Source organism: Bacillus sp. FSL H8-0545, from assembly GCF_038006105.1.
Taxonomy (GTDB): Bacteria; Bacillota; Bacilli; order Bacillales; family Bacillaceae_G; genus Bacillus_A; species Bacillus_A cereus_U.
This window is the reverse complement of record NZ_JBBOUO010000001.1, coordinates 1,316,013-1,342,980: the sequence shown is the minus strand read 5'-3', so window position 1 is coordinate 1,342,980 and position 26,968 is coordinate 1,316,013. Positions and strand designations below refer to the sequence as shown.

Genomic DNA, 26,968 nt, shown 5'->3' with positions numbered 1-26,968 from the left:
TTATCTTTGTAAATTCATTTTTTCACCATACTCTTTAACAATTTGAATAATGTTTTGAAATGCTCCTACTTTTTCTTTCTTACTATTTAATATTTGTAAATCGTAATTATCATAATAGGTTTCTAGTGATTTTAATTGTGATTCTGAAGCATCTTTTATCGGAACAGTAACATTCAATTCATACTGTTTATACCCTTCCTTTACTTTTTCAGCTGAAATCATTTCACTATCTTTTGCGCCAATTAATTTTTGAACCTTTTCCGGGAAAATCAATTGCAAATAATATTCTTGTTCCTTTGCTAACTTATTATATAGTGATTGTGAAATCGTATAACGTACCGTATAATTTATTTTTTGATCGCCTGCTTTAATATGAAACGCGGTAATCTGCAAATCTTTTTTCGTTACTTCCGTTAAAGGCCCTACTTGCATCTCATCTTCTTTTTGTTCTGGAATCTTTGGAAATATAGCCAAAAGTTTTTCAGTATCTTTTTCGTTCAGCATATACATATCTTTCTTATATTGAATCCATCCTCGGCGATCTTCTCCTCTTAACCATGCATAATATGTTTCAATTTTCCCATCTCTACTAATTTGTATTTCATATTCCGGTTCACCAAAACTACCCGTTACTTCTTGTTTTTCCGCTTTGTTTATAATATCCACCACCAACTCCGCATCCATTTTCTTTAAATTTTTTTCTTCTTTACCTTTTTGTATAACAGTTATTTGTAATGGTTCTTTCACTTCATTCACTGTCTCCTCTACTTGTTTCGATTCCTTCTTTTGCTCGGCTTGACCACACGACGCGAGTAAAATAACACATAAAAACATTAAATATTTCCCTTTCAAATCGATTCTCCTTTTCCAATAAGAAATTCTTATAATCCTCATGCATAAAACAAAAACGTTACATTATATAGAATGAGCTATACTATACACTGAAGGGAGGATTTTACAATGTCCATTAATTTTCATGATGCAAATAATAAGTATACGTATGCAAATCGTAACGCACATATTTCATGGCAGGAAACAATAAACAATATTGTAGATGTACAAAACAAACAAGTAATTGATATAGGTTGTGGTGGAGGCATTTATACGAAAGAACTTGCTCTTATGGGAGCCAAAAATGTTGTTGGGCTTGATTTTTCAAAAGAAATATTACAAGCTGCAAAAGAAAATTGTAATGCCTTCCCAAACATTTCATTCATTCACGGTGATGCGCATAACATTCCATATCCTAACGAATCATTCGACCTTGTCATTTCTCGCGCAGTCATCCATCATTTACAAGATGTTCCTACATTTATACGAGAGGCTTCTCGTATATTAAAAAAAGACGGTATACTTATTTTACAAGACCGAACTATTGAAGATTGTACAATTCCAGGAAGTCCTGAACACATTCGTGGATACTTTTTCTCTGTATTTCCAAAACTCATTGAAATAGAATCAAAAAGAAGACCAAAAACCACTACTATACAGCAAGAATTACAAAAATATTCTCTTCAAGTGTTCCCCATTCAAGCACACTGGGAAGTACGAAAAACACATGATTCTGTAGAAGCATTGCTGCAAGATTTATCTCCTCGAACCGGACGATCCATTCTATATGAATTAACAGATAATGAACTTTCTCAACTTCTACATCATATCCAAACGGCATTACAAAACGTCTCTCCTATCATCGAAAGAGATCATTGGACAATTTGGAGCGCTAAGAAATTGTAAGGAAGGAAGCCTCACAAAATAATGTGAGGCTTCCTTCTTTCATAATCTAGTTTTGCAACACTCTTGATATCCTCCACTCCTGGCCTGCGCACTTCCACACTTCGGACATACTAAATATCTAGACTGATTTGTCAACAAACTACCTTTTTGAAAGAGTAAAACTTCTGCTTGTTTAAACGAACGCGAATAATATAACCACATAAAACCAATTATAGCAATAATGCCAAATAATACTCCCATCGCAAGCATTTCAGTCACCTCTTTTGGTTTGTTCTTTCCAGCAAGTGGATTGTTGTATTATTCTCTGTAAATTCAAATAATTCCTCCCTTACTCCTATAAATATCGATTTTCTCCATAAACTTTACAATTCTCTATAATGTTTTACAGCATTTTTACAAACAGCATTAAACCTCATATTCTCAGCTATATTTCTACAGGAAAGTATATTTCCCAAAAAATATATTGACTTTCTAAAAAAAACATGTGAAAATATTGTCAGAATACTTAAATAAAAATTCATTGACGAGAACGAGTACGTTACAGGGCTGTTCCCCAGAGAGTTGGTATTTTGCTGAAAGCCAATGCTCAGTTCGTAACCGAAAATCATCTCCGAGAAGTAGAACCGAATGCTGAAGTAAGTTCTTACCGGTCGTCCTCCGTTACAAGGAACACGTATCATGTTGTACGTTGTAAGCCGTATACATATAAATATATTTCTACATGTATAAATTAGGGTGGTATCGCGGGTAAATATAACTCGTCCCTTTCTTAAGGGACGAGTTTTTTGTGTTCTTACAATGAATTTACAAAAAAGGAGGCAAAAACAATGAACACTGTATCAAAAAAACATATTTTTTTCACAGGTCTTATGCTATTTTCTTTATTTTTTGGAGCAGGTAATTTAATTTTCCCTCCAATGCTTGGACAAAATGCTGGTGAAAACTTTTGGCCAGCAATGATTGGTTTTTTACTAACAGGAGTCGGCTTACCGCTACTTACTGTTATCGCCATTTCTCTATCAGGAAATGGAATGCAACAACTTGCAAGTCATGTTCACCCATCATTCGGAATATTCTTTACAGTAGTTGTATACATTGCAATCGGTCCATCTATGGGCATCCCACGTGTTGCTAATGTCGCTTATGAAATGGGAGTTAGTTCTTTCTTACCAGAAACTATTCGCTCTAGCAGCCTAGCGCTATTTTTATACACAGTCATCTTCTTTGCTATCGTATTTTGGCTTAGTTTAAATCCTTCTAAACTCGTCGATCGTATCGGAAGCGTATTAACACCTATTTTATTACTCTCTATTTTCTTATTATTCGTTAAGGGTGTATTTACACCCCTCGGGCAATCCGGACCAGCAATGCAAGAGTATCAAATTTCTCCAATTTTCAAAGGTTTTATGGAAGGATACTTAACAATGGATACCATTTCAGCACTTGCATTTGGAATTATCGTTGTAAATGCAATTCGCTCAAAAGGTGTGAATGACCGTAAATCCATTGCCATCGCAACAGCAAAAGCAGGACTTATTGCCGCTACCGGTCTCGTACTTGTATATGGTGCACTTGGCTGGCTCGGTACAACTAGTGTCTCTCTCGGATACGCAACAAATGGCGGACAGCTACTTACCGTTATCGTACAACAATTACTCGGTCCATATGGTTTAATTCTATTATCTCTTATCGTTACACTCGCTTGCTTAACAACATGTATTGGACTTGTATCTGCATGCAGTCAATACTTCTCAACATTATTAACGAAATTTTCATATAAAACGTTAGCAAGTGTCATTTGCTCGTTAGGATTATTAGTTGCCAACTTAGGTTTAACAAAAATTATCGCAATCTCTGTTCCTATTTTACTTGTTGTATATCCAATTGCGATTGTACTCGTATTACTATCATTACTTCATAAATATTTCGGTGGATATCGTTCTGTTTATGTAGGTGCGTTAATTGGATCTGCAGTTGTGAGCGTATTTGATGGTTTAAAACAAGGGAATATTCCTGTTTCATCTATCACATCTTATTTCGAGTTTATTCCATTATATAATGAAGGAATTGGCTGGTTAGTACCAGCATTAATTGGGGCTATTATCGGTTTTGCTATCGCAAAATTAAGTGGTGCCAAAGCAGTACCATTAACGGATCATTCACCTGAATCGAAAGTATCATAAAAAAACTCCCATTTCGGGAGTTTTTTACATTTGATAAGAAGTATGATTAAAGCTACTTACTTTATAAGCTTTCGTATAGTAATCAATATTCGTATCCACTGTTTCTACTTTTACAACATCATAGCAATCTTCTTGTTTTACTAGAAATAAATAATATTCTTCTGTCGCCTCAATAATTGCAATACGATCTGTTTCAATATCATATTGTTCACAAAGTGCTTGCAACGCATTCACATAGTTACCTAATTTTTTCGTTTCATCCATTCCAAATATCGTTTGAACTAACATACACTCTCTCCCCTTTGTATGTACTGTTAACACCTTAATGATAACGCTTACATGATTAACCGTCAACAAAAAGCTTTGACCATATATAGCCAAAGCTTCCTTCTTATTTCGTCAATTGGTGTCTAAACGCATAAATAACCGCCTGTGTCCGGTCACTTACATTTAGCTTATTTAATATATTACTCACATGTGTCTTTACTGTTTTAAGGGCAATAAACAACTCATCTGCAATCTCTTGATTACTTTTCCCCTCTGCAATTAATAACAAAATTTCAGACTCTCTTTCTGTTAACTCCTCATGCAAAGGTTGTTCTTTCTTCTGACGCATACGAGACATCATTTTGCCAGTAACTTTCGGCTCTAATACCGTTTCCCCATCATAAGTAGCTCGTACAGCATCTGCAATATCACTCGCTCTTGATGTTTTTAATAAATAACTTGTCGCCCCCGCCTCAATAACAGGATATAACTTTTCATCATCTAAAAAGCTCGTGACAACTACAATTTTCGCTTCTGGCCATTCTTGAATAATAGCACGTGTCGCTTCAACCCCATCCATCTCATCCATAACAAGGTCCATTAAAATAATATCCGGTCTTAATTGCAAAGCTAACTCTGAACCTTTTCTTCCATTTTCAGCTTCTCCAACTACTTCAATATCTGGCTGCGTTGATAAATATGCTGATACACCCATTCGAACCATTTCATGATCATCAACTAATAATACTTTTATCATGATTCTCCCCCTCTCTCAATCATAATCGGTACTTTCACTTCTATTTGCGTGCCTTTATTCGGAAAACTAAGAACTTTTAATGTACCACCAATTTCATGAACTCGCTCTTGCATTGACCTTAAACCGTATGAACCAGCCTTATTAACACCAACTTTAAACCCAACACCGTCATCAATAATTTTCAAAATCGCATATTGATCAATTTTACGAAGGCGTACTTCGGTTTTCTTTGCCTTCGCATGCCGTAAAGTATTAGACAGCGCCTCTTGTACAATACGGAATAAATGATCCTCTACACCTTTTTTCAATTGAATCTGTTCAATTAACCATTCAATTTTCATATGTTGCTTTCTAGACAGCTCTGTTAATAATTCTTCTATACCCTCTGTTAGTTTCTTACCTTCTAACTGCACTGGGCGTAAATGAAGGAGCAATGCTCTCATTTCTGATTGTGCATTTACAACCATATTTTCAACAAGCTGCAACTGTTTTTGCGTCGTGTCTGGAATTTTAGCTACTTGTTCATTAATGGCTGACATCATCATCGACATTGCAAAAAGCTGCTGACTTACAGAATCATGCAGCTCTCTCGCTAATCGATGCCTTTCTTGAGAAATCGCTTCTTGTCTCATCTCTTCATTCCAATGGGCTCGTTCATTCGTTACTTTTTGAAATAGCCCAGCTTGCTCCTCTAAGCGACGAGCAAGACCAATTACTTTTCGTTCCACTTCATGAAATTCATCATCCGCAGTAAATGAAACATCACTCGGAAAATTCCCTCGCTCTACTTCAAATAGAAAAGTATTTAATCCTTGTATACGCTGCTCTATATAATAACCGATTGCATATCCTACAATTCCTCCGATAAGAAGACTCGTACTTATAATAAACAAGCCAATTGGAACAGAAGCAATGGATTCTTTCCATAGTAAATCATAAACTTGTTGCTCGCTTTTCCATACATATACAATTGTACAAATAAGTGCGATACTCACAGAGGACAACATAGAATAACGAATATACATCCACGAAATATTCCTTTGTTTTTTCATTATACTTTCCTCACTTCCGTATCGCCTACGACAAGCGAAGAAATAATTTTAATACGACGAGGGGCTTCTTTATACTGTTCTGTTCTAAACGTAACATTACGGTTAAATCCAGTTTCTTCATGTCCTGGCAGGAGCACTCGCCCAACAATAACAGAATGATTTAAAGACAATTCAATATCATATGGTACATATAAACGAATATTACCAATGACGCCCCGAATAACAATAACCGTTTCCCCCTCTGGAATCATAGCAGTTGTTAAATCAATCTCGACGTCACAAGCACCATATTGGACGTTAATATCCTCTATTTCATAAATATGATCCATCATTCGTACATTACCTACAAACATATTTTTTATATACGGTTCTGTACGATATATTTGTTTTTCTTCATCTATATATCCCTTTTCTTTAATTTCAACTTTCATTGCTTTTTGCTGATGTCCTTGTTGAATAAGTTGATAACCAATTAAAGCTAAACAAGCAAACACAACAAGTACGAATGCTGCTGATGAAAATAAGAAGAATAAGAATACAATACCACCGACAAATAAAAATACATTCCCTCTTACATAACGATTCTTCTTTCGATAATGTCTTCCAAACATAATCATAATAAATGCAAATATTAGACCACCTGGTTCAAAATGTCCAAGTATCATATCAAGAAAAAGACCGAATCCAAATATGATGAGGAGCATCCCCATAAATTGTGTTTTTGAAAAGTGCTTCTTCATTTCAGCTCCCCCCCCTCTTTGTCACATATACATAGAAGAAAAGGCATTGCTTTCCAACACCTTTTCTCCTATCACTATATCATAAGCCTGTTTTATTATATACTACAATTATTTTGTTACTTCTTTCGTTAACGATACTTCATTTTTCTCTTTCATTTCACGCTCTAGTTTTGCAATTTTCATATCAAATGTATCACGCTCATGCTCTTCATTTATACGAAGCTCTATGTCACGAATGTGATCTTCAATTTCTTCGAATCGTAAGAACGGATTATTTTCATCCATTTTATGCATAGCAGTATTCATACGACGGTTTGCATGCGCCATATTTTCACGTGCCATTAATTCCATACGCTTTGCGTTCATTTCTTTTAATTTATTTTTCATTTCTGAAAGACGACGCTCTAACTCATCAATTTGCTCTACAACACCAGCATACATTTCTTCTAAGCGAGTTACTTGCCCTTCATAATACGCCACTTCTTCTAATGCACGTTCATGCAATTGCAATTCACCTGCTTCTTGTGCGATGATAGCTTGCTTTGATCTTTTATTAACGAAATAACGTGCTTGCTCAAGCTCACGAGCGAAGTTAGATTTTAATGTTTTATGACGCTGAATTAACTTCTCAATTTTTGTTATTTCACGCTCACTATCGCGTAAATATTGGTTTAACATAGCAATTGGATTTTTTCTTTCTTTCTCATCTAACACATTATGAAAATCAGCTAAAATTGCATCGCGTACACGTCCAAATAAAGATTGTTTCATTATAATCTTCCTCTCTTCTACTTTATAATTTGATTTATTTTATATTAGTTTTTCATTAACTTGTTCCACTCATCTTCAAAGTTGCTATATGGTTTAGAACTTTCTGGAGCAGAATCAACAACTACATTTTTTCCTTTTTTCCACTCACGGTATCCGTAGTATAAAACTACTAATGCCGCGATACCGATTAATGCTGGAGAATGAGAAAGTGCAATGGACAAGCCGATCAAACCAACAATACCCCAAGCTAACTTTCCAAAAAATGATTTAGCTCGCACAAATGATTTATAGCTCCAGTACACAACTCCTGCTCCGATTGCGAATCCTACAATACCAGCAAGACTACCAAGAGCAATTAAAGCCAAAATACCGGCCGCGATAAACGCTAGAAATTGTTTCATCTTGTGCTTGCCTCCCTTCGATTTGATACTCTTATCTTAACTATTTTTTCATTTTTTCATAACGAGCTTAAGAACCGTTTTTAACTCAGACTTAAGACTGAGTTCCATTCAGCCTTTTTGCAAACAAACATACATATAACCACCTCAACAAAATGATAAACACATATTTTCACAAAATAAAAAGCCGTTCAGAGAATATTCTCTGAACGGCTTCAGTTGCTAATAATAAAATTCATATTCGATTACGCTGTTTTATGATACTCTTTTTTCTTCGCTACCTTTGAAAATCTTGGGAATCCAATCAGAATCGAAATAATACCACATACCCCAACTAAAATTGGATAGAATGCATACGGTAACAATTCAATTGGAGATAACGCTGCAAATCCTGCTGCTGTTAGCATTTGAGCACCATATGGGATTAATCCTTGTATACAGCAAGAGAAAAGATCTAGTACACTAGCTGATTTACGTGGATCAATTTCATATTGATCCGCAATGTTCTTCGCAAGCGAACCTGTAAAAATGATAGAGATTGTATTATTTGCTGTACAGATATTCGTCATACTCACTAAACCAGCAATGCCGAACTCTGCTCCTTTTTTCGAACGAATATTACGTGTTAAAAGATTCATTAAATATTGAATACCACCATTATACTGAATAAGCTCAACCATACCACCGATTAAAATGGCAAGTAATACTAATTCCATCATACTGCCCATTCCAGTCGTTACACTTTTAAAGAAACTCTCTAACGTATAACTTCCATCTATAAGACCGATAACACCAGATAGTACAGTTCCACCTGTCAATACGATAAGTACATTCCAACCAAGTAATGCTGTAACAAGTACACCTGCATATGGTAATATCTTCACCCAATCAAATGTTTGAGCTTTAATTTCTGTATCACTTCCTAAAGTAACCATTACTAATAGTACAATTGTAATGATTGCAGCTGGCAATACAATTAAAAAGTTCGTTTTAAACTTATCTTTCATTTCTGTTCCTTGCGACCTTACAGCTGCAATTGTTGTATCAGAAATAAATGATAAATTATCACCAAACATCGCTCCGCCCACAACAGTAGCCATCGTTAGTGCAATTGAAATATCAGTTTGTCCACTAATACCTACAGCAATTGGCGCTAATGCAGCAATAGTTCCCATTGAGGTTCCCATCGCTAATGAAATAAATGCCCCTATAACAAAAATTCCAGCAACGATAAATCCTTGTGGTAAAATAGATAACGCTAAATTAACAGTTGAATCCACTCCGCCCATTCCTTTTGCTGTTTCAGAAAACGCCCCTGCAAGTACAAAGATTAATACCATAATCATAATATCTGGATTTCCTGCACCTTTTGCAAATCGTTCCACTTTCACATTAAAACTTTCTTTACGATTCATCGCTAATGCGATTCCTACTGCAATTGAAATCGCTATAAGTATCGGTAATTTATAGAAATCACCTGTAATAATTCCAGAACCAATAAATAGCGCCAAAAATATTCCAAGTGGTAATAACGCTAAACCATTTCCTCTCGTTTCTTTCAAAGTATCATCTCTCCCTAGTTTTCAACCTTTTCTAATGAACAACAAAAGACCTCTTCCAACGAGAAGAGGTCTTATACATCTATAAGAAACACTCTTCTCATCTTTCAAGCACATGCTTGCTGGATTTGGCACAGCACTCTAAAATCGAGTCCGCTGCCGAGGCATCGTAGGGCCAGTCCCTCCGCCTCTCTTTATAAGAAGGTTTCATATTTATTTTTTAATAATAATTTCTTTCCTAACTTTACTCGCTTACAAAACAAAAGTCAATTATTTTTTGTATAGATTTTTTTGGTAATTATACAAAAAGGTGAATAAACCAATCACTTTAACTTTTCGATTTCTTTATCCAATATTGAGATCCAATAAAATTTTCTATTTTTTATCGTCGCGATAATCCATTTTGTTGTATTCCATGCTAACTCATATTCTTCCTTTGTAACTTCACCAATTTTGTAAGCATCCTCTAACTCGTCTTCATCCAGTACATAGACCTCACCGTTCGGTAACAATACTACATCTAAATATAAATCATCAAAATAAGGTAAACCACGATCGTCTATTTTAAATTCTTTCGTCACATCGATATAATATTGCACTAATTGTTTTTGATTGTCTAACATAGCTGTAATTGCAAAGTTTTTGCCGTTTATAAAATATTGCATCCATGTATACCCATCACCTGCAATGCAAAGCTCTTTACTATTGTATTCTTTATAACTAGGCTCTCTCACCTTTTTTATATCCAATATTCCTAACATACCTGCTTCAACTTGTTTTACTGTGTATGTCTTCTCTATTAATCGCTTCCACGTAGAACCATCACCGTACTTACGTTTCATAACTTTCTCTCCTCTTCTACATACAGAAAAGCTCTCACATAATATGTGAGAGCTTTTCAAATCATAATTAAGCCGCTTGACCCTTTTCAGATATCTCTTTTAAATAGGCTTGTCCTTTTTCAGCGTCATATTGACCTTCCCACTTAGACATAACTACAGCCGCTAAAGAGTTACCTACAACGTTAACTGCCGTACGAGCCATATCTAGAATACGGTCAATACCTGCAATAAATGCTAAACCTTCAGCTGGAATACCTACTGTACCAAGTGTTGCTAATAATACAACGAATGATACGCCCGGTACACCCGCGATACCTTTTGATGTAACCATTAATACAAGTAATAATGTAATTTGTTGTGTAATGGATAATTCAATACCGTACATTTGCGCTAAGAAAATTGCCGCAATTGCTTGATATAACGTTGATCCATCTAAGTTAAATGAATAACCTGTTGGAATAACGAAAGATGTAATTGCTTTCGGACAACCGAATTTCTCCATTTTCTCCATAATTTTCGGTAAAACCGTTTCTGAACTTGCTGTAGAATACGCTAAGATCAGCTCGTCTTTTAAAATTTTAAAGAATTGGAAAATGTTAATACCGAATATTTTCGCTGTAAGCCCTAATACGACCACAACGAAGAAGATCATTGCTCCGTATACTACAATGAGTAATTTCCCTAATGGAATTAATGAAGCTAATCCGAATGTAGAAACTGTAACACCAATTAATGCGAATACACCAAATGGTGCAAACTTCATAACTTGGTTCGTTACATAAAACATTGCATCTGCTACACCTTGGAAAAATTGTAGCACTGGTTTACCACGCTCACCAATTGCTGCTACACCTAAACCAAATAATACTGAGAAGAAGATAATAGCAAGCATATCACCTTCAGCTAATGATTTCATAATGTTCGTCGGAACAATATTTACAAACGTATCCGCAAACGAATGACTTTGTACTTGAGCTGTTGTTTCTGCATATTTAGAAATATCAGTCTTTGTTAATTTATCCATATCAACGCCTTTTCCAGGTTGGAAAATGTTCGCTATTAATAGACCAACAACAATTGCAAGTGTTGTAATAATTTCAAAGTAAAGAATTGTTTTTCCGCCTAGTCGGCCTAACTTCTTAACATCGCCAACACCAGCAACACCAACAACGATACTTGCTACAACAATTGGTACAACGATCATCTTAATTAATCGAATGAAAATATCACCAATTGGTTTTAAATAATCAACCACTGCCGGATTGCCAAAGAAAATCGCCCCAACTGCAATACCAAGCGCAAGTCCTATTAAAATTTGCCATGCAAGTCCTATTCTTTTCATATTTGTTGTAACCCCCTCTTCGATGTGTCACTCTATCTCTCATTCTATTTCTATAAAACATGAAATTAAGAGTATTACATATTATTCGACAATTCACTACATTTTGTCCCTGTTAAAAATCATAAATCAAAACTTAAAATCTGACAACAAAATAAGTTTGCCCGAATGCAAATAATTTTCTTGACAAAAATAAAACCCATGTCAGAAAACCTAACATGAGAACGATTCCTCACTAGTGATTTATAGGTTTTTAAAGTAATGTTTCACCATCGAAAACTCCATCATTTTCCATGTTTTTTTTAGAACAAAATAGAAAATGGTGCATTTTTGTATGCATGCAAAAATTTCACTTTATGACAAACACTACGAAAAGATACTAAATTCCGACAAAACTTAGCAAATTTATAAAGTTTTCTTTACATTATGATTACAACGATAGACACCCTTCTTCTTCTTATGATATATACATTCATAGGGAAAGGAGCAAGACAACAATGAAAAAGAAATTTGCAGCATTTAGTGTTTTAGCAGCTGGAACGATTTTCGTTTCCCCGTTACTTTCACCCGTATACGCTGAAACGAATGAAAATAAATTATCTAATATTCAATCCGAATTAGAAGGCAAACAAAATGACTTACAAAATAAATCAGCTGAGAAAGAACAAATAGAAAAAGAAATCCAGGAATTACAAAAGAAAATCGACGAATTAACTACTTCTATTAATAAAAACGAAGCTGAATTAAACGATACAAAAAAAGAAATTAGCAACACACAACAAGTTATTACTGAAAAAAAGAAACATATAGAGCAATTACAAACGAACATAGATACACGGCAGGAAGTTATTAAACAACGACTACAATCTATGCAAGAAAAGCCTCGTACGAGTATCATTACAGAAGTAATAACAAGTTCTGCAAATATTGCCGATCTTGTTGATAATATGTATTCTGTAAGTTTAATTTTAAATAACGATACCGATATTGTGAAAAAGCAAACAGATGATCAACATGCTGTAACGACAGAAAAAGAGGCTGTTGAGAAAAAAGAGCAACAACTGAAAGAATCTGAACAAAAATTAGAACAAAAACAACAAGAGTTACAAAGTAATCAACAACAGCAACAAACTCTTATTAAAGATCTACATACGAAAGTATCAAAAGTAGATTCCGAGATTGAAGGATTAGAAGAGTCAAAAGGCATTTTAGAAAACCAGCGTCAAGCTGTTCAAAAAGCAATTGAAGAAGAAAAACGTGCAGAAGAAGCGCGTAAAGTTGAAGAGGCACGCAAGGCTGAGGAAGCAAAAAAACAAGCCGCCGCTTCTGCTAAAGAAAGCACACAATCCGCACCAACACCGCAAGATACGAACAAAGGTGGATTTATTAAACCAGCGGCTGGATCAAAAACTTCTGGATTCGGCACACGTTCTTTAGATAACCATAAAGGAATCGATATCGCAGCTCCGGGAACAGTTCCAATTATTGCCGCTGCAGATGGCGTTGTTATCCGTTCAGAATTATCCTCTAGTTACGGAAACGTTGTTTACTTATCTCACCGTGTTAACGGAAAAACATATACGACAGTGTATGCACATATGAGTAGCCGCTCTGTATCCAATGGACAAACTGTAAAACAAGGCGACCAACTTGGCTTTATGGGAAATACCGGTCAATCTTACGGACAACATCTACACTTCGAACTTCATATTGGAGAATGGAATGTTGGTAAGACAAACGCTGTCGATCCATCTCCTTATATTGGATTATAAAAAACTCGGTGCATACCGAGTTTTTTTACTACCATTTCACACTTTGTAGGCATTTTACATAAACTACAACTAAATGCCTATATTTTGCGGGGTGATTAATATGAATACACAATTACAAGAAGAAATAGAAGAAGCTAGAGAAACATACATCGGTCGGTTATTTACATTCGGCGGCTCAGCGTTATTTTTAATTGGATCATTTATCGCAGTTGTCACAGCTTATAAAGCATATAATCGCTTATTAAATACTTCTACAACATAATAAAAAGACGGAGAAATCTCCGTCTTTTTATTATGCAAACATTTTAAACACGCCTATCGCATTTAAAAATACGATAATTACAGTTACCGGAATAACATAACGAAGTAAGAAGAACCAAATGTTAAATAATGTTTTCCCTTTCGTTTCCGTAACTTCTAATTCTTTCATTAATAACTCTTTACTCATTTTATTTGGTACGAATAGCGAAATGGCTAGTACTCCGAGTGGCAGTAACACATTACTTACCGAAAAATCGACGAAATCAAAGAATGTCTTCCCAAATATTTTCACATCACTCATAATTCCAAACGATAACGCTGATGGAATTCCAACTGCAAAAATAAGAATACCAATTAATAACGAAGCTGACGGACGCTTCTTCTCATTATCTTTCGCAACAGATGCTACTACAATTTCAAGCATTGAAATCGCAGATGTTAAAGTCGCAAAGAAGAATAAAACTAAAAACATAATGAAGAAAAATTGTCCAAATGGAATTTTCGCAAAGACAGCAGGAAGAACGATAAACAGTAGCCCTGGTCCTTCTGTCGGTTTAACTCCTAATGCGAAAATCGCCGGAAAAATCGCTAATCCTGCAAGTACTGTAACAAATACAGTTAAACTTACAATAGATGTTGCTGATTTAGCTAAATGCTCTTCTTTCTTTAAATACGAACTATACGTTACCATTACCGAGGCACCTACCGTTAGTGAGAAGAAAGATTGTCCCATCGCATATAAAATCGTATCTGCTGTAAGCTTTGAAAAATCTGGTTTTAAGAAGAACTCTACCCCAGCCATAGCACCATCAAGTGTTAACGCACGAATAATGATAGCAATAAATAAAATGAATAATAGCGGCATCATGTACTTACTTGCCTTTTCTATGCCTTTTTCCACACCTTTACTAACAACAAAAATGGTACAAAGCATAAAGATGAATTGCGCCCCAATCGCACTTACTGGATTTGCAATTGTTTCAGCAAACAATTGCCCATAATCGACTACTCCGTTCCAGAAACTACCTGTGACACTATAGTATAAATAAAGTAAAATCCATCCACCTACAACACTATAAAAAGATAGTACGCTAAAACAAGTAACAACCCCCATACGACCAATCCAAGGGTATAACTTGCTATTTGGTACTAATACTTTATAAGCTGTAACTGCCTCTTTTTGAGTACTACGGCCAATAACAAATTCAGCTACAAGAAGAGGCATACCAATAAATATAGTTAATAGTAAGAATACAAGGAAGAATGCGCCTCCCCCGCCATTACCTGCAACATATGGAAACTTCCATATTGCCCCAAGACCTACTGCGGCTCCCGCTGCTGCGAGTACAAAGCCTATTTTCGACGTCCATTGCTGTGTTTCTTTCATTATAATTTCTCCTTTTCTGAATATTTAAACTTTCGCTAATTATACACTTTCATTTCATACTCGCACACCTCCTTTAAAAAACAAAAAAGTCCCCTACACGCAAATATGCATGTAGAGGACGATATATGTAATATAAATACCGTGGTACCACCTCAATTGGATCAATAAATCCCACTTGTTCAAGTACAGGAAAAATCCGATACTCTATCCTTTTAACGGCGGAACCCGGGTTGCCTACTGCAATGTTCAGCATACCTCTCGCAAGCCCATTCTGTATATTTTATCGTACCGGGCTCACACCTTACCCCAGCTCTCTGAACGCCTCAAATATACGTACTCTTCTTGCTCATCGATTTCATCTATTGAAGTTACTTGTGATTATAAATTATATTCTTATAGTTGTAAAGCACAATTTATTCATTATCCTATATGAACCTTTCTCTCTAATTCTTGTAAAAACAATTCTCTTTTTTCTCCATTTAGAACATATACTGACTTTAATACTTCTTGTAATAATATATTTCTCTGCCGCTTATCTACTTGTAATTCTTTCACTTTTATTCTTACTTCATATAAAAAATCAAGATACGTTTCATATGTCTCATCATATTTATTTGCGATATCGTCACGAATTTTTTTCGCCAATTTCGGGCTTGCTCCTCCTGTAGAAACAGCTACATTAAGCAAACCACGATGAAACGCTGCTGGAAAATGAACATTTCCACTTTCCGGATTCGTAATAACATTTACTAATTGATTCGCTGCAGCATCTTCTGCAATTTGTTCATTTAGTACCGAATTGCTAGTCGCTGCAACTACTAAAAAAGCATCTTTAATATCACTTTTCTCATACTCTCTTTGATACCAACGAATTTGCTTTTCCTCTACAAGTTTTACTAAATTCGTATCTAATTCTGTACTTACCACAACGATATCCGCACCTTGTTTTAGTAAAGGAATAATTTTAAATCCAGCTACTTTCTCCCCACCAATGACAACAACACGTTTCTTATCAACTCGCACTGTAAGTGGATACATATTGATCTCCCTTCAATATTTCCTCTGTTTTTTGAATTAACATATCTCGAAATGCGACATTCTTTCCTAAATATGGACTTGTTCTTATCTCCTCCGACTCATATTGACTCACTTCTTTCTCAACATGTTTCATGAGCAATCCTGTAAATAATAAGTAAGGTAACACAACAATGTTTCGTTCTTTTTGTTCTACAATTTCTTTCAACTTCTCATCAAACTTCGGCTCTGCAGCTGCTAAATAACAAACTTCCACCTTTATAATGTTCTCTTCTTTTTGAAATAAAGAAGAAATCCAATTTATGTCTTGTAAAGTTTCCGGATCACTACTCCCTCTTGCAACAAGCAAAAGTGTTACTTCTTCTTCATAGTCTTGAATGCCACTTCCGTTATATACCGCTTTTACAAGCACTTCTGATACACCAAATGGATTACCATACACTATTTTGATATCCGGATATTCCTCGTTTAACTTTCGTAATTCAAGCGGAATATCTTTCTTTACATGTCCTGCCGCTAATAAAAAAACAGGAATAGCGACAATCTCTGTAGCACCACGCTTCACACATGTACGAAATCCTTCTTCAATAGAAGGACTCGCTAGCTCTAAAAAACAAATTTCTTGAATATTTGCCTCTACACGGTTCATACATGACGTAATAAATGCAACGGCTTCTTCTTTTGCTGCTTTCAAACGGCTTCCATGACATATATATAATACAGCCTTCATTTTACAATACTCCGCTTACTGGATATGCATTTTCCGCTTGTTTCTCAAACCAATGTATCTTTTCTCTAAAACGGACAACTTCTCCAATAACAATCATACTCGGATTTTGAATTTGTTCTTTTTTAGCAACATCTACAATTGTTCCTAACGTCGCTGTAACAGTACGCTGCATAGATGTCGTTCCCCACTCAATAATAGCGGCAGGTGTGCTTTGATCTTTTCCATGTTTTATTAGTTGTTCACATATGTAAGGTAAATTACTAACCCCCATATAGACCGCTAATGTATCTACACCTTTCGCTAAACTTTCCCACTTCACTTCCTCTTCAGCCCCTTCTTTCCGGTGCCCTGTCACAACAGCAAAACTTGCACTTGCATCGCGGTGCGTTACTGGAATACCAGCGTAAGCAGGAGCGGCTATACCAGCTGAAATACCAGGAATAATTTCAAATGGGATACCTTGTTTGGCTAACGCTTCGGCTTCTTCTCCACCTCTTCCAAATACAAATGGATCCCCGCCCTTTAGTCTCGTTACAACTTTTCCTTTCTTCGCATATTTAATAAGAAATGTGTTAATTGTCTCTTGCTTCATCGTGTGATAATTCGGGAGTTTCCCGCAATAAATTAAATCCGCTTCAGGCTTTGCGTATGAAAGCAACTCTTTATTTACGAGACGATCGTACAAAATAACATCAGCCTTCTCGATGCATCTCAACCCTTTAACAGTAATTAAATCCGGATCACCAGGACCCGCCCCAACGATATAAACCTTCCCCATCATCTCTCCTCATTTCTACTATAAAATGAAACTTCCACTCTTCATCACGAATGGAAGTTACTATTATTTCGTATTACACTTCTCCTTACTCATGAATAACAAATGCTGCCCCTTTTCGAATCTTCTTTTTTTCAAACAAAGAAATCTCCTTCACTTCTGGTAGCGGTAAAAAGTATTTTTCAAGTTCTATCTCGGCAAGCTTAAATGCTTGTTCTTCACTTTGAGCAACAACGACTATTGGAACAACACTATTCGCTATTACAGCTTCAAATCGATATAAATCCATATTGTCCCTCCTAAGACGCTATTACTTCTTCTAATACACGATTTAGTACAATTTGTAATTCTTCCACTCCAACACGCCCTACGAAATCATAAAACGTTTCGGCTAGTAATTTATTCTTTTGGAAATACCTTAAAAAGGACACGAGAACATCCGGCAAATCTTCTCCATCTATTTTCCCTTTTAATTTTTCGTTATATGCTCCTCCGTCTAATAGCGTTCCGCCCACATATATTTCAAACGCCTCAACGATTCCCTTTTCCTTCGTTTTCAGTTTTATCCCTTGCAAACCAATATCAGCAATTTGACGTTGACCACAGGAGTTCGGGCATCCTACCATATGAATTCGAACTGGAACATCGAGTGCAATTTGTGTATCTAAGTACTCTGCGATTTTGCGTAATCTTTCTTTCGTTTCTACTAACGCAAGATTGCAATACTCAATACCAGTACATGAAACCGCATGACCAATAAATGATTTCGGATTTGCAGAAATTGCTTCAAACAAAGGTTCACTTAATAATCCTGCAACATTTTCTGGCGGAACATTCGGAATAATGAAGTTTTGTGAGTTACAAGTACGAATTTGCCCGTTTCCATATTGCTTTGCAATTCTAGCAATCTCAAACATTTCCTTTGCATGTAAACGTCCTACTGGTACATTAAAGCCGACATACTTTAATCCTTCTTGTTTTTGATCTTGAACACCATAAAAGTATCCTGCATTCCAGCCTTTGAGAGCACTTTCCCCTTTACTTTGCAATAGGCCTGTGTATGCTACTAGTTTCTCTTTAAATTTCTCAGCGCCCCAGTCAGCGACAAGAAATTTCAAGCGTGCTAAGTGGCGTTTTTCACGATATCCAAAATCACGGAATATAGTAGCAATTGCAATCGATACTGCCTTCACTTCTTCTGGTAAAACGAATACATCTAATTCTTCCGCTAAGTACGGACGAGCTGATAAGCCTCCACCTACTTTTATGTGAAAACCAACTTTTTTCTCACCATCTATTTCTTTCGTAGCAGGTGTAAATGCCACACAGTTAATCTCTGCATTTGCTGAATTATAAATGTTAGAACTAATAGACATTTTAAATTTACGTGGTAGATTAGAAAACTCTTCATTATGTTGGAAGTAATCGTATATTTCTTTAACAATCGATGTTGTATCAAATAGTTCATTCGCATCAATTCCAGCAAGTGGATTACCTGTAATATTACGCGTAATATCACCGCATGCCCCCGCTGAAGATAAACCAACTCTCGCTAACCTTTTAAAAATATCCGGAATTTGCCCAATTTCTAACCAATGAAACTGAATCGCCTGTCTTGTCGTAATATCTAACACATCACGCCCATAATCTTCAGCGATGGAAGCTAGCACCTCTGCCTGCGCATTTGTAATAATCCCAGAAGGAATATTGACACGCATCATAAAATAGCCCGCTTCTTTCGGTCGTTGCAAATACAATCCCGCCCATTTAAAGGCGTCCCACTCTTCTTTCGGAATAGATTCAAATCCATTCTCCGCATAGTAAGGAATATCATTAAAGATTTCTAATCCGTCTTTCTCTAATTTCTTTTTCTCTGTTTGATTTAATTTTTCAGTATTAGCCCACACTTTTTCATAACTCATCTTTTATCCCCCTATATGAAACTACGCTCTTGTAAGTACTTCACAATTTGTTCTGCACATTCTTCAATAGAATACTTGTGCGTTTCTACAATTAATTCTTCTCGTTCTGGTTCCTCATACGGTGAATCAATGCCCGTAAACTGCTTAATATCACCTTGTCTCGCTTTTTTATAAAGTCCTTTCGGATCACGTTTCTCACATTCTTCAATCGGACACTTCACAAAGACTTCAATAAATTCATTTGCTGCCAAAAGGTCTCTAACTTGTTTACGATCTACTCGATATGGTGAAATAAACGCTGTAAGGACAACTGTTCCTTCATCTACAAACAACTTCGCCACTTCACCAATGCGCCTTATATTTTCCATACGTTCACTTTCAGAAAAACCTAAATCCTTATTTAAACCGTGACGAATGTTATCCCCATCTAATACATAGTTTCCGATATTGTTTTCAAATAGTTTCCGAGCCACCGCATTTGCTACTGTTGATTTACCCGAAGCTGATAAGCCTGTAAACCAAATTACAAAACTATGATGACCATTCTTCACTCTTCTCTCTTCCTTTGAAACAGACGCTGCATGCCAAGTAATATTTGTATCCATCTCGTTCTCTCCCTATTCTGTTACTGCTTCTTTCTTCAAACCTTTAATTAACACTTCCACTACTTCTTTACGGCTAAATGCACTTGGTGGAATCTCTCCATTTCGTAACATTTCTCTTACTTTCGTACCTGACAAAATAACATGGTCCGCTTTCTCGTGTGGGCACGTTTTTGTCGAAGCCATCGCCTCACATTTAACGCAATAAAAACTATGTTCAAAAAATAGCGGCGTAATTCCTAACTCTTCCACCGTAAAGTCAGTAAAGATTTCCTGCGCTTCATATGTTCCGTAATAATTTCCCACTCCAGCGTGATCCCGCCCTACAATAAAATGTGTACAGCCGAAATTTTTTCTTACAAGCGCATGAAATATCGCTTCACGTGGTCCTGCATAACGCATCGCTGCGGGAAATACCCCTAAAAAAACGCGATCTTTTGGATAATAATTTTGCAGTAATACTTCATAACTTTCCATCCTTACATCAGCTGGAATATCATCTGATTTCGTTTCACCAACGAGCGGGTTTAAAAAGAGACCATCTACAATTTCAAGTGCAGATTTTTGAATATATTCATGTGCACGATGTACAGGATTGCGTGTTTGGAAACCAACTACTGTTTTCCATCCCCGTTTTTTAAATTCTTCTCTTGTTTCGATTGGATCTAAATAATAAGAAGCAAACTGATTATTTTCAGAGCGTTGTATTAGAATAATAGCTCCTCCAACGTAAACGTTCGGTCGATCGTACAATTTTTTCACCCCTGGATGAGCCTCATCCGTCGTTTTATACACGAGTAACGCTTCTTTTTCTTTATCCGGTACAAAAATATCTTCTATTTGAATAACACCATATACAGTTCCATCTTTAACCAGTTTTACTTCTTCTCCAATTTTCAATCTATCCGCTTCTTCTTCTGTTACTGGTAATGCAATCGGTATACTCCAAACACTACCGTTTACTAAGCGCAGTGTTTCTACAACTGAGTCATAATCTCTCTTCCCTAAAAATCCTGTAAGTGGACTATATCCCCCTATCGCCAGAAGTTCTAAATCACTAAGCGCAATTTTGTCTAGCTCAATTTCTTTTACAATATTCGATATGTCATATGTTTCATCAATACGGTTTACTAATTTATTTGTTGTACTCATCTTTTTATATCCCCTCTTAGCTTTATTTCAAGATTTATCTTATTGAAAATGAAGTCCGCATTCTGTCTTCATTTTCCCAGCCCATCTTCCATCTCTTGAGTCGCAACCATCTCCTACAGGCAATGTACATTTTTCACACCCAATACTTGGATAGCCAACATCATGTAGCGGATTATACGGCAAACTATGTTTGTATACATATCGCCAAACTTCTTTCCAAGTCCAATGAATGAGCGGACAAATTTTAATAGACCGAAAACGATGATCTTGATTCACAAATTTTGTATGCTTACGCGTTTCTGATTGTTCCCTTCTAAGGCCTGATATCCACGCTTTTTCGGCTGCTAATGATTTTTCTAGCGGCAAAATTTTTCTGATCTTACAACAGAGATTCGGATTACTTTCCCATAATTTTTCTCCATGAAGCTTTGCCTGTTCTTCAAGTGTAAGTGCTGGCTGTTTTTCTATAATATTTAATGAAGGAAATCTCTCTCGTACCTTTTTAATTAATTCGTACGTTTCTTGAAAGTGAACATTTGTATCTAAAAATACAACTTTAGCAGATGGATTTACTTGGTTTATAAGATGCAATAAAACCATCCCTTCCACTCCAAAGCTACATGCATATACAATTTCACCTTTATATTCTTTATAAGCCCAACTTAATACTGATAGCGCGCCTTTCGTTTCATCTTCTTCTGAAAATGAAACACCATTTTCTTCCCACGTTTCATACGTCAACATGTTTTCTCCCCCTGTAAAAGCAAAAAGACGGTTTTAATCTATAAAATAGATTAAAACCGCCTCTAGTTTTTCTAGTCAGCGCTTTTTACTTTAAACGGACCTTTTCACTTTTCTCTAATTGAATCACTTTTCCATCTTGCACCACAATTGTAATTGAACCATATTTCATATCAGCAAGCATCGTTTGAATTTTTTCGGACACTTCATCAAAATGTTCCCGTACGCTCACGCAAACAGCCCCCCTTTTTATTCATAAAAAAAATCTTTCCCATTTCGAAAAGACTGTTCGGTAATATATTTTACCTTATCTTTCAAAATGGATTCCATTTTGCTGGATTTAGCACCTTGCTTTCTATAAGCAGGTTGCCGAGCTTCGTAGGGCCAGTTCCCTCAGCTTCTCTTGATAAGCTTTGTATTTGTATTTTATCATAATTCTGATTTTTTTCAATCCTAGTTTTCCGATATATTTTAATTATTTTATTTTATAAAAAGGAATTGCCCATCTGAACAACTCCTTTTTTCATATTTAAACAAGTTCTTTAATACGTATGCGATCGTTCCCAATAATATTTTCATATGTTTCACGTTCTACAACAATTTGTGATGTTCCGCCTTTTGCAAAGACTACAGCCGGTCTACGAATACGATTATAATTATTAGCCATCGAGTACCCATATGCCCCTGTACAAGAAATCGCTAGTAAATCAGAAGAAGCAACTTTAGGAAGATTAATATCCCAAATCAGCATATCTCCACTTTCACAACATTTCCCAGCAATCGAAACAAGTTCCTCATTTTCATCATTCCCTCGATTCGCCAACATCGCCTCATAACGTGCTCCATATAGAGCCGGCCTTAAATTATCTGTCATCCCACCATCGACTGAAACATATTTTCTTACGCCTGGAATCTCTTTCACCGCGCCGACTGTATAAATTGTTGTTCCCGCATCACCTACAATACTACGACCTGGTTCAATCCATATTTCTGGAAGCGGGTATTCACATACTGTAAACTGCTCTCTCACCGTACTTGTTACAGCGTGCACATACGTTTCAAGTGTTAACGGTGTATCAGACTCCGTATAACGTATACCGAAACCTCCGCCGACATTTAATACTTTCACCACATAGTTTGTTCGCTCTCTCACTTCTTCTAAAAATTGACGTAGTACTTCAATTGCTCGAACAAAACCAGCCGTTTCGAATATTTGTGATCCGATGTGCGAGTGAATTCCTAGCACATTATAATTTGATTTTTGCAAAGCTAGCTCAATTGCTTGCATCGCTTGACCATTTGAAACACCAAATCCAAACTTCGAATCCTCTTGACCTGTTGTTATATATTCGTGTGTATGTGCCTCTACTCCAGGCGTTACACGGATTAATATGTTCACAAATTTCCCATGTTGCACTGCTAAATCATGTAAAATTTCTAATTCTAAGAAATTATCTACCACAAAACAACCAATATTTGCCTGAAGAGCCATAATCATTTCTTCTTCTGTTTTATTATTTCCGTGAAAATGAATGCGCGAAGCCGGAAATCCTGCTTGGAGTGCAGTATATAATTCTCCTCCAGAGACAACGTCTAAAGACATATTTTCTTCACGAGCTACTCGGCACATCTCCATGCACAAGAACGCCTTGCTAGCATATGCTACTTGATAAGAGAAACCACTTTCTTTAAAAGCACGATGAAACGCACGACATTTTCCTCGAATAGACTCTTCATCGTATACATAAAGTGGTGTTCCGTATTGTTTTGCTAGTTGCGTCGTATCGCACCCTCCAATTTCTAAGTGTCCTTGCCCATTGATTCGGCTTGTGCCGTGTAAATACATTTGAATTCCTCCCTTATTTCCTCTAAAACTCATAACCCCAATCTTCTATTCATTGCAGCACGTTTTTAGATAGACAAAAAACGCGCGGAACAATGTTCACACGCGTTTCTTATTAGGAAAAATATATATTGAAAAAATAAACAAGTTGTTATCTTCTCAAAATAAGAAACCGCATCAACATCTCCAAATAGCTCTCCATAAAATAAATATTATGACAGTACTACATTTATTCAATGCAGTCCCAATATATGAATAACGTGGTCATTCTTATATTTCGGCAATAGTCCCTTTCAACCTATGATCACAGATTCCACTAAATCTCCCATAGCTTACTCTTTCCTATCGCGGCCTCTACCTTTGAGAGTAGATGAGGTAAGTCTATTTAATTTTCAAACATCTAATTGTTGCTATTAACAATACCAAAGGACCATTTTATTTGTCAAACAATTTTTTATATTGTTTTTTTACAGTTTAATTTCGTATCATTTGGTAAGCGCTTTATAGAAATTTTTGTAACAGTCCATTCTCCTTCTTCATTGTTAAACGTCATACTTATCTTCTCAAACGGCGGAAGTACTTTTCCACCTATTCCTGATTCATATTTCGTTATTTCAATTACTGCTTGAAATAAATATGTACCGCTATAAAGTTTTTTTAGACTAATAATTTTGGGACAATCAAACGGTTTTAATTTTCCATATTGTTTCTCAATCGCTTCATTCATTTTTGGAAATAACACAGAATAAAGAGCATCTTCCATGAGCGGTGCATCATATTGTGCTACTGATACACTCGGTGAAACAAAAAGCATAAAACTAATGCATACTATAAAATATAATAATTTCCGCATCATAACCTCCGTATCATTATGCGATACTTTCCATGTTTAACGAATGATAATAATCATACATAGAAATTCCATTTTATTGTCTCCCACTTCGCTTTTTCTACTCAATTGTTGCAAAAAAAGCCCACAACTCTCCTTTATTTTCGTATAATGATACTCATAGTATAATAATCATAATAATAAAGGACTGTTCGTATATATATAGTGAGACGATTTTCAAACAAACTCACAGGAACTGTCATGCTTTTAAGAGAGGAGTATATTATGCTACAACATCTGTTTCCAAAATTACGATTTGCACTCGTTGCAGTCGTTTTATTATGGATTAAAACATATATTGTGTACAAGCTAGCATTTGATATTAAAATTGATAATTTCTTTGAAGAATTTATGCTTTTTATTAATCCACTAGCTTCATTACTTTTATTTTTCGGTTTAGCTTTACTTGCATCTAAGTACCGAAACCGAATTATTATTGGAATTAGTTTTATACTGTCATTTATTTTATTTGGAAATGCAATGTTTTACGGGTTCTATAACGATTTTGTTACTTTTCCTGTTTTATTCCAAACAAATAATATGGCTGACTTAGGAACGAGCATTAAAGAGCTCTTTACGTACAAGACATTACTTTTATTTGCAGATGCAATTATTTTAATGTTTATTTCACGTAAATTCCCATCATTTTGTGACAGGACGCCACTTTCTCGTTCTGAGAAACGGACTTTCTTTAGTGGTGTAACAGCGCTATTGGCACTGCAAATTACTGTTTCAGTTATTTATAAACCACAAATGTTCTCACGCTCATTTGATCGTCAAACTGTCGTGAAAAACTTAGGTTTATACACATATCATCTATTCGATATTACACTTCAATCTAAATCTTCGGCTGAACGTGTATTTGCAAGTGGCGACGGATTCTCCGAAATTAAAAATTATACTGACGCAAAAGATAAGCAAGTCGATAAAAACTTATTTGGAGCTGCAAAAGGTAAAAATGTAATTTTAATTTCAATGGAGTCTACACAAAGTTTTGTTATTAATAAAAAAATAAATGGAAAAGAGATTACTCCATTTTTAAATCAGTTTATAAAAGATAGTTTTTACTTCGATAACTTCTATCATCAAACAGGACAAGGTAAAACTTCCGATGCTGAATTTATCGTTGAAAACTCACTTTATCCGTTAGACCGTGGTTCTGTATTCTTTACTCATGCAACAAATGAATATACTGCCACACCCGAACAGTTAAAGAAATACGGATATTCTTCCGCTGTCTTCCATTCAAACGATAAAACATTTTGGAATCGTGATGTAATGTATCCTGCACTTGGATATGATCGTTATTTTAATTTAAATGATTACGTAGGCACTGAACAAATGTCTGTCGGTTGGGGATTAAAAGATAAAGAGTTCTTTGAACAATCTATTCCAAAGTTAAAATCTTTACCGCAACCGTTCTATACGAAATTTATTACTTTAACAAATCATTTTCCGTTTCTTCTAAATCCAGAAGATCAATATGTTGATGAGTTTAATTCGGAAAGCGGTGTTCTAAACCGCTATTTCCCAACGGTTCGCTACACGGATGAAGCTCTCAAATTATTCATTAACCAATTAAAAGAAGAAGGACTATACGACAATTCCGTTATTGTCATTTATGGGGATCACTACGGCATTTCCGAAAACCATAATGCAGCTATGGCTCAGTTCCTTGGGAAAGACGCTATTACACCATTTGATTCTATGCAATTACAGCGCGTCCCCCTCATTATTCATGTACCGGGTCAAGAAGGAAAAGTTATCTCTAAAGTATCAGGACAAATTGATATTAAACCAACGCTGCTTCATTTACTTGGTATTAAAACGAATCAATCAGTTGAATTTGGAACTGACTTATTTATAAAAGAAAAAGATCCACTTATGGTAATGCGAGATGGTAGTTTTGTAACAGAGGATTATGTGTATACAAAAAATATGTGCTACAAAAGAAGCTCAGGTGAAGAGGCAGATGTAGCACTGTGTCAGCCGTATATTGAAAAAGCAAAAACAGATTTAAAACTCTCTGACAAACTGATTTATGGAGATTTATTACGATTCGATCCTAACAATCGATTTAAAACTGGAACGATGACAACGAAATTTGAATAATGCAGGAAGCAACTTTGTGAAAAGTTGCTTCTTTTTTACTTACACTTCAAATCTTTCACAAATTGGGAATTTCTTTCGTATGAGAAAGAAATTTATGGTATG

Annotated in this window: 28 protein-coding genes, 3 riboswitches and 2 other annotated features; of the genes, 5 read left to right on the top strand and 23 right to left on the bottom strand. The window is 35.7% G+C overall.

Annotated features, from left to right (window positions below):
* Complete coding sequence (locus MHI07_RS07110) at window positions 1-852, bottom strand: hypothetical protein (RefSeq protein WP_078174432.1); 852 nt, start codon at window positions 850-852, stop codon at window positions 1-3.
* 108 nt (window positions 853-960) lie between these two features.
* Here MHI07_RS07110 and MHI07_RS07105 point away from each other — a divergent pair, with 108 nt between their 5' ends.
* The gene (locus tag MHI07_RS07105) at window positions 961-1,737 is read left to right on the top strand and encodes a class I SAM-dependent methyltransferase (RefSeq protein WP_215581115.1); all 777 of its coding nucleotides are present in this window, start codon (window positions 961-963) and stop codon (window positions 1,735-1,737) included.
* A 39-nt stretch (window positions 1,738-1,776) separates the two neighbouring features.
* Here the strand turns inward: MHI07_RS07105 and MHI07_RS07100 are convergent, their stop codons facing one another.
* A complete protein-coding gene (locus tag MHI07_RS07100) occupies window positions 1,777-1,986 on the bottom strand; it encodes a hypothetical protein (protein ID WP_000880631.1) in 210 nt (69 codons plus the stop codon).
* Window positions 1,987-2,248: 262 nt separating this feature from the next.
* Window positions 2,249-2,506 (top strand) — a binding site (T-box leader).
* 58 nt (window positions 2,507-2,564) lie between these two features.
* Here MHI07_RS07100 and brnQ3 point away from each other — a divergent pair.
* Window positions 2,565-3,920, top strand: coding sequence for a branched-chain amino acid transport system II carrier protein BrnQ3 (gene brnQ3 / locus MHI07_RS07095; RefSeq protein WP_016104300.1), 1,356 nt, complete (start codon window positions 2,565-2,567; stop codon window positions 3,918-3,920).
* A 24-nt stretch (window positions 3,921-3,944) separates the two neighbouring features.
* Here brnQ3 and MHI07_RS07090 read toward each other — a convergent pair whose 3' ends face one another.
* From MHI07_RS07090 to gltP, 9 genes are all read right to left on the bottom strand, one after another.
* Window positions 3,945-4,301, bottom strand: coding sequence for a DUF3992 domain-containing protein (locus tag MHI07_RS07090; protein ID WP_283746834.1), 357 nt, complete (start codon window positions 4,299-4,301; stop codon window positions 3,945-3,947).
* A 10-nt stretch (window positions 4,302-4,311) separates the two neighbouring features.
* On the bottom strand, window positions 4,312-4,944 hold the full coding sequence (locus MHI07_RS07085; RefSeq protein WP_000598709.1) for a response regulator: 633 nt from the start codon (window positions 4,942-4,944) through the stop codon (window positions 4,312-4,314).
* Window positions 4,941-5,996, bottom strand: a complete 1,056-nt coding sequence (locus tag MHI07_RS07080) for a sensor histidine kinase (protein ID WP_340822773.1) — start codon at window positions 5,994-5,996, stop codon at window positions 4,941-4,943. The genes MHI07_RS07085 and MHI07_RS07080 overlap by 4 nt, the downstream gene beginning before the upstream one ends.
* Complete coding sequence (gene liaF / locus MHI07_RS07075) at window positions 5,996-6,736, bottom strand: cell wall-active antibiotics response protein LiaF (RefSeq protein WP_002158641.1); 741 nt, start codon at window positions 6,734-6,736, stop codon at window positions 5,996-5,998. The genes MHI07_RS07080 and liaF overlap by 1 nt, the downstream gene beginning before the upstream one ends.
* Before the next feature lie 108 nt (window positions 6,737-6,844).
* On the bottom strand, window positions 6,845-7,507 hold the full coding sequence (locus MHI07_RS07070; protein ID WP_002158642.1) for a PspA/IM30 family protein: 663 nt from the start codon (window positions 7,505-7,507) through the stop codon (window positions 6,845-6,847).
* A 44-nt stretch (window positions 7,508-7,551) separates the two neighbouring features.
* Window positions 7,552-7,908, bottom strand: coding sequence for a lmo0954 family membrane protein (locus MHI07_RS07065; protein ID WP_002149463.1), 357 nt, complete (start codon window positions 7,906-7,908; stop codon window positions 7,552-7,554).
* Between the two features lie 242 nt (window positions 7,909-8,150).
* The gene (locus MHI07_RS07060; RefSeq protein WP_340822769.1) at window positions 8,151-9,467 is read right to left on the bottom strand and encodes a Na+/H+ antiporter NhaC family protein; all 1,317 of its coding nucleotides are present in this window, start codon (window positions 9,465-9,467) and stop codon (window positions 8,151-8,153) included.
* A 94-nt stretch (window positions 9,468-9,561) separates the two neighbouring features.
* A riboswitch (SAM riboswitch) is annotated at window positions 9,562-9,667 on the bottom strand.
* A gap of 120 nt (window positions 9,668-9,787) precedes the next feature.
* Window positions 9,788-10,306 (bottom strand): DUF402 domain-containing protein, encoded by a 519-nt coding sequence (locus MHI07_RS07055; protein WP_078179586.1) that lies wholly within the window; start codon window positions 10,304-10,306, stop codon window positions 9,788-9,790.
* A gap of 67 nt (window positions 10,307-10,373) precedes the next feature.
* Complete coding sequence (gene gltP / locus MHI07_RS07050) at window positions 10,374-11,648, bottom strand: glutamate/aspartate:proton symporter GltP (RefSeq protein WP_002186318.1); 1,275 nt, start codon at window positions 11,646-11,648, stop codon at window positions 10,374-10,376.
* Between the two features lie 494 nt (window positions 11,649-12,142).
* Here gltP and MHI07_RS07045 point away from each other — a divergent pair, with 494 nt between their 5' ends.
* Window positions 12,143-13,417, top strand: a complete 1,275-nt coding sequence (locus MHI07_RS07045; RefSeq protein WP_215581107.1) for a murein hydrolase activator EnvC family protein — start codon at window positions 12,143-12,145, stop codon at window positions 13,415-13,417.
* A gap of 100 nt (window positions 13,418-13,517) precedes the next feature.
* On the top strand, window positions 13,518-13,679 hold the full coding sequence (locus MHI07_RS07040) for a hypothetical protein (RefSeq protein ID WP_002158647.1): 162 nt from the start codon (window positions 13,518-13,520) through the stop codon (window positions 13,677-13,679).
* Window positions 13,680-13,709: 30 nt separating this feature from the next.
* On the opposite strand, the gene MHI07_RS07035 is transcribed toward MHI07_RS07040, so the two are convergent.
* The 12 genes from MHI07_RS07035 to MHI07_RS06980 all read right to left on the bottom strand — a co-directional run bounded on the left by MHI07_RS07035 (window position 13,710) and on the right by MHI07_RS06980 (window position 24,718).
* Window positions 13,710-15,065 (bottom strand): sodium-dependent transporter, encoded by a 1,356-nt coding sequence (locus MHI07_RS07035; protein WP_215581105.1) that lies wholly within the window; start codon window positions 15,063-15,065, stop codon window positions 13,710-13,712.
* Window positions 15,066-15,176: 111 nt separating this feature from the next.
* Window positions 15,177-15,424 (bottom strand) — a binding site (T-box leader).
* 61 nt (window positions 15,425-15,485) lie between these two features.
* Complete coding sequence (locus MHI07_RS07030; protein ID WP_340822760.1) at window positions 15,486-16,103, bottom strand: NAD(P)-binding protein; 618 nt, start codon at window positions 16,101-16,103, stop codon at window positions 15,486-15,488.
* The gene (locus MHI07_RS07025) at window positions 16,078-16,830 is read right to left on the bottom strand and encodes a sirohydrochlorin chelatase (protein WP_340822758.1); all 753 of its coding nucleotides are present in this window, start codon (window positions 16,828-16,830) and stop codon (window positions 16,078-16,080) included. Before MHI07_RS07025 ends, MHI07_RS07030 begins: the two co-directional genes overlap by 26 nt.
* 1 nt (window position 16,831) lies before the next feature.
* Window positions 16,832-17,608: a uroporphyrinogen-III C-methyltransferase gene (gene cobA, locus MHI07_RS07020; protein ID WP_340822756.1), complete on the bottom strand. Its 777-nt coding sequence runs from the start codon at window positions 17,606-17,608 to the stop codon at window positions 16,832-16,834.
* Window positions 17,609-17,693: 85 nt separating this feature from the next.
* Window positions 17,694-17,894: a DUF3906 family protein gene (locus tag MHI07_RS07015; RefSeq protein WP_002201189.1), complete on the bottom strand. Its 201-nt coding sequence runs from the start codon at window positions 17,892-17,894 to the stop codon at window positions 17,694-17,696.
* Window positions 17,895-17,904: 10 nt separating this feature from the next.
* A complete protein-coding gene (locus MHI07_RS07010; RefSeq protein ID WP_340822754.1) occupies window positions 17,905-19,527 on the bottom strand; it encodes a nitrite/sulfite reductase in 1,623 nt (540 codons plus the stop codon).
* Between the two features lie 11 nt (window positions 19,528-19,538).
* Entirely contained in the window at window positions 19,539-20,132 is a 594-nt protein-coding gene (cysC, locus tag MHI07_RS07005; protein ID WP_002158654.1) for an adenylyl-sulfate kinase, read from the bottom strand.
* A 12-nt stretch (window positions 20,133-20,144) separates the two neighbouring features.
* Window positions 20,145-21,281, bottom strand: coding sequence for a sulfate adenylyltransferase (sat, locus tag MHI07_RS07000; RefSeq protein WP_002158655.1), 1,137 nt, complete (start codon window positions 21,279-21,281; stop codon window positions 20,145-20,147).
* 39 nt (window positions 21,282-21,320) lie between these two features.
* On the bottom strand, window positions 21,321-22,025 hold the full coding sequence (locus tag MHI07_RS06995; RefSeq protein WP_340822750.1) for a phosphoadenylyl-sulfate reductase: 705 nt from the start codon (window positions 22,023-22,025) through the stop codon (window positions 21,321-21,323).
* An 85-nt stretch (window positions 22,026-22,110) separates the two neighbouring features.
* Entirely contained in the window at window positions 22,111-22,254 is a 144-nt protein-coding gene (locus MHI07_RS06990) for a YezD family protein (RefSeq protein WP_002149491.1), read from the bottom strand.
* A gap of 72 nt (window positions 22,255-22,326) precedes the next feature.
* A riboswitch (SAM riboswitch) is annotated at window positions 22,327-22,435 on the bottom strand.
* Window positions 22,436-22,551: 116 nt separating this feature from the next.
* Window positions 22,552-23,868, bottom strand: coding sequence for a diaminopimelate decarboxylase (lysA, locus tag MHI07_RS06985; protein ID WP_340822748.1), 1,317 nt, complete (start codon window positions 23,866-23,868; stop codon window positions 22,552-22,554).
* Between the two features lie 180 nt (window positions 23,869-24,048).
* Window positions 24,049-24,230, bottom strand: a riboswitch (Lysine riboswitch).
* 89 nt (window positions 24,231-24,319) lie between these two features.
* The gene (locus MHI07_RS06980) at window positions 24,320-24,718 is read right to left on the bottom strand and encodes a DUF3888 domain-containing protein (RefSeq protein WP_002158658.1); all 399 of its coding nucleotides are present in this window, start codon (window positions 24,716-24,718) and stop codon (window positions 24,320-24,322) included.
* 261 nt (window positions 24,719-24,979) lie between these two features.
* Between MHI07_RS06980 and MHI07_RS06975 the strand changes: the two genes are divergently transcribed.
* Entirely contained in the window at window positions 24,980-26,866 is a 1,887-nt protein-coding gene (locus MHI07_RS06975; RefSeq protein WP_078179583.1) for an LTA synthase family protein, read from the top strand.
* Window positions 26,867-26,968: the final 102 nt, after the last annotated feature.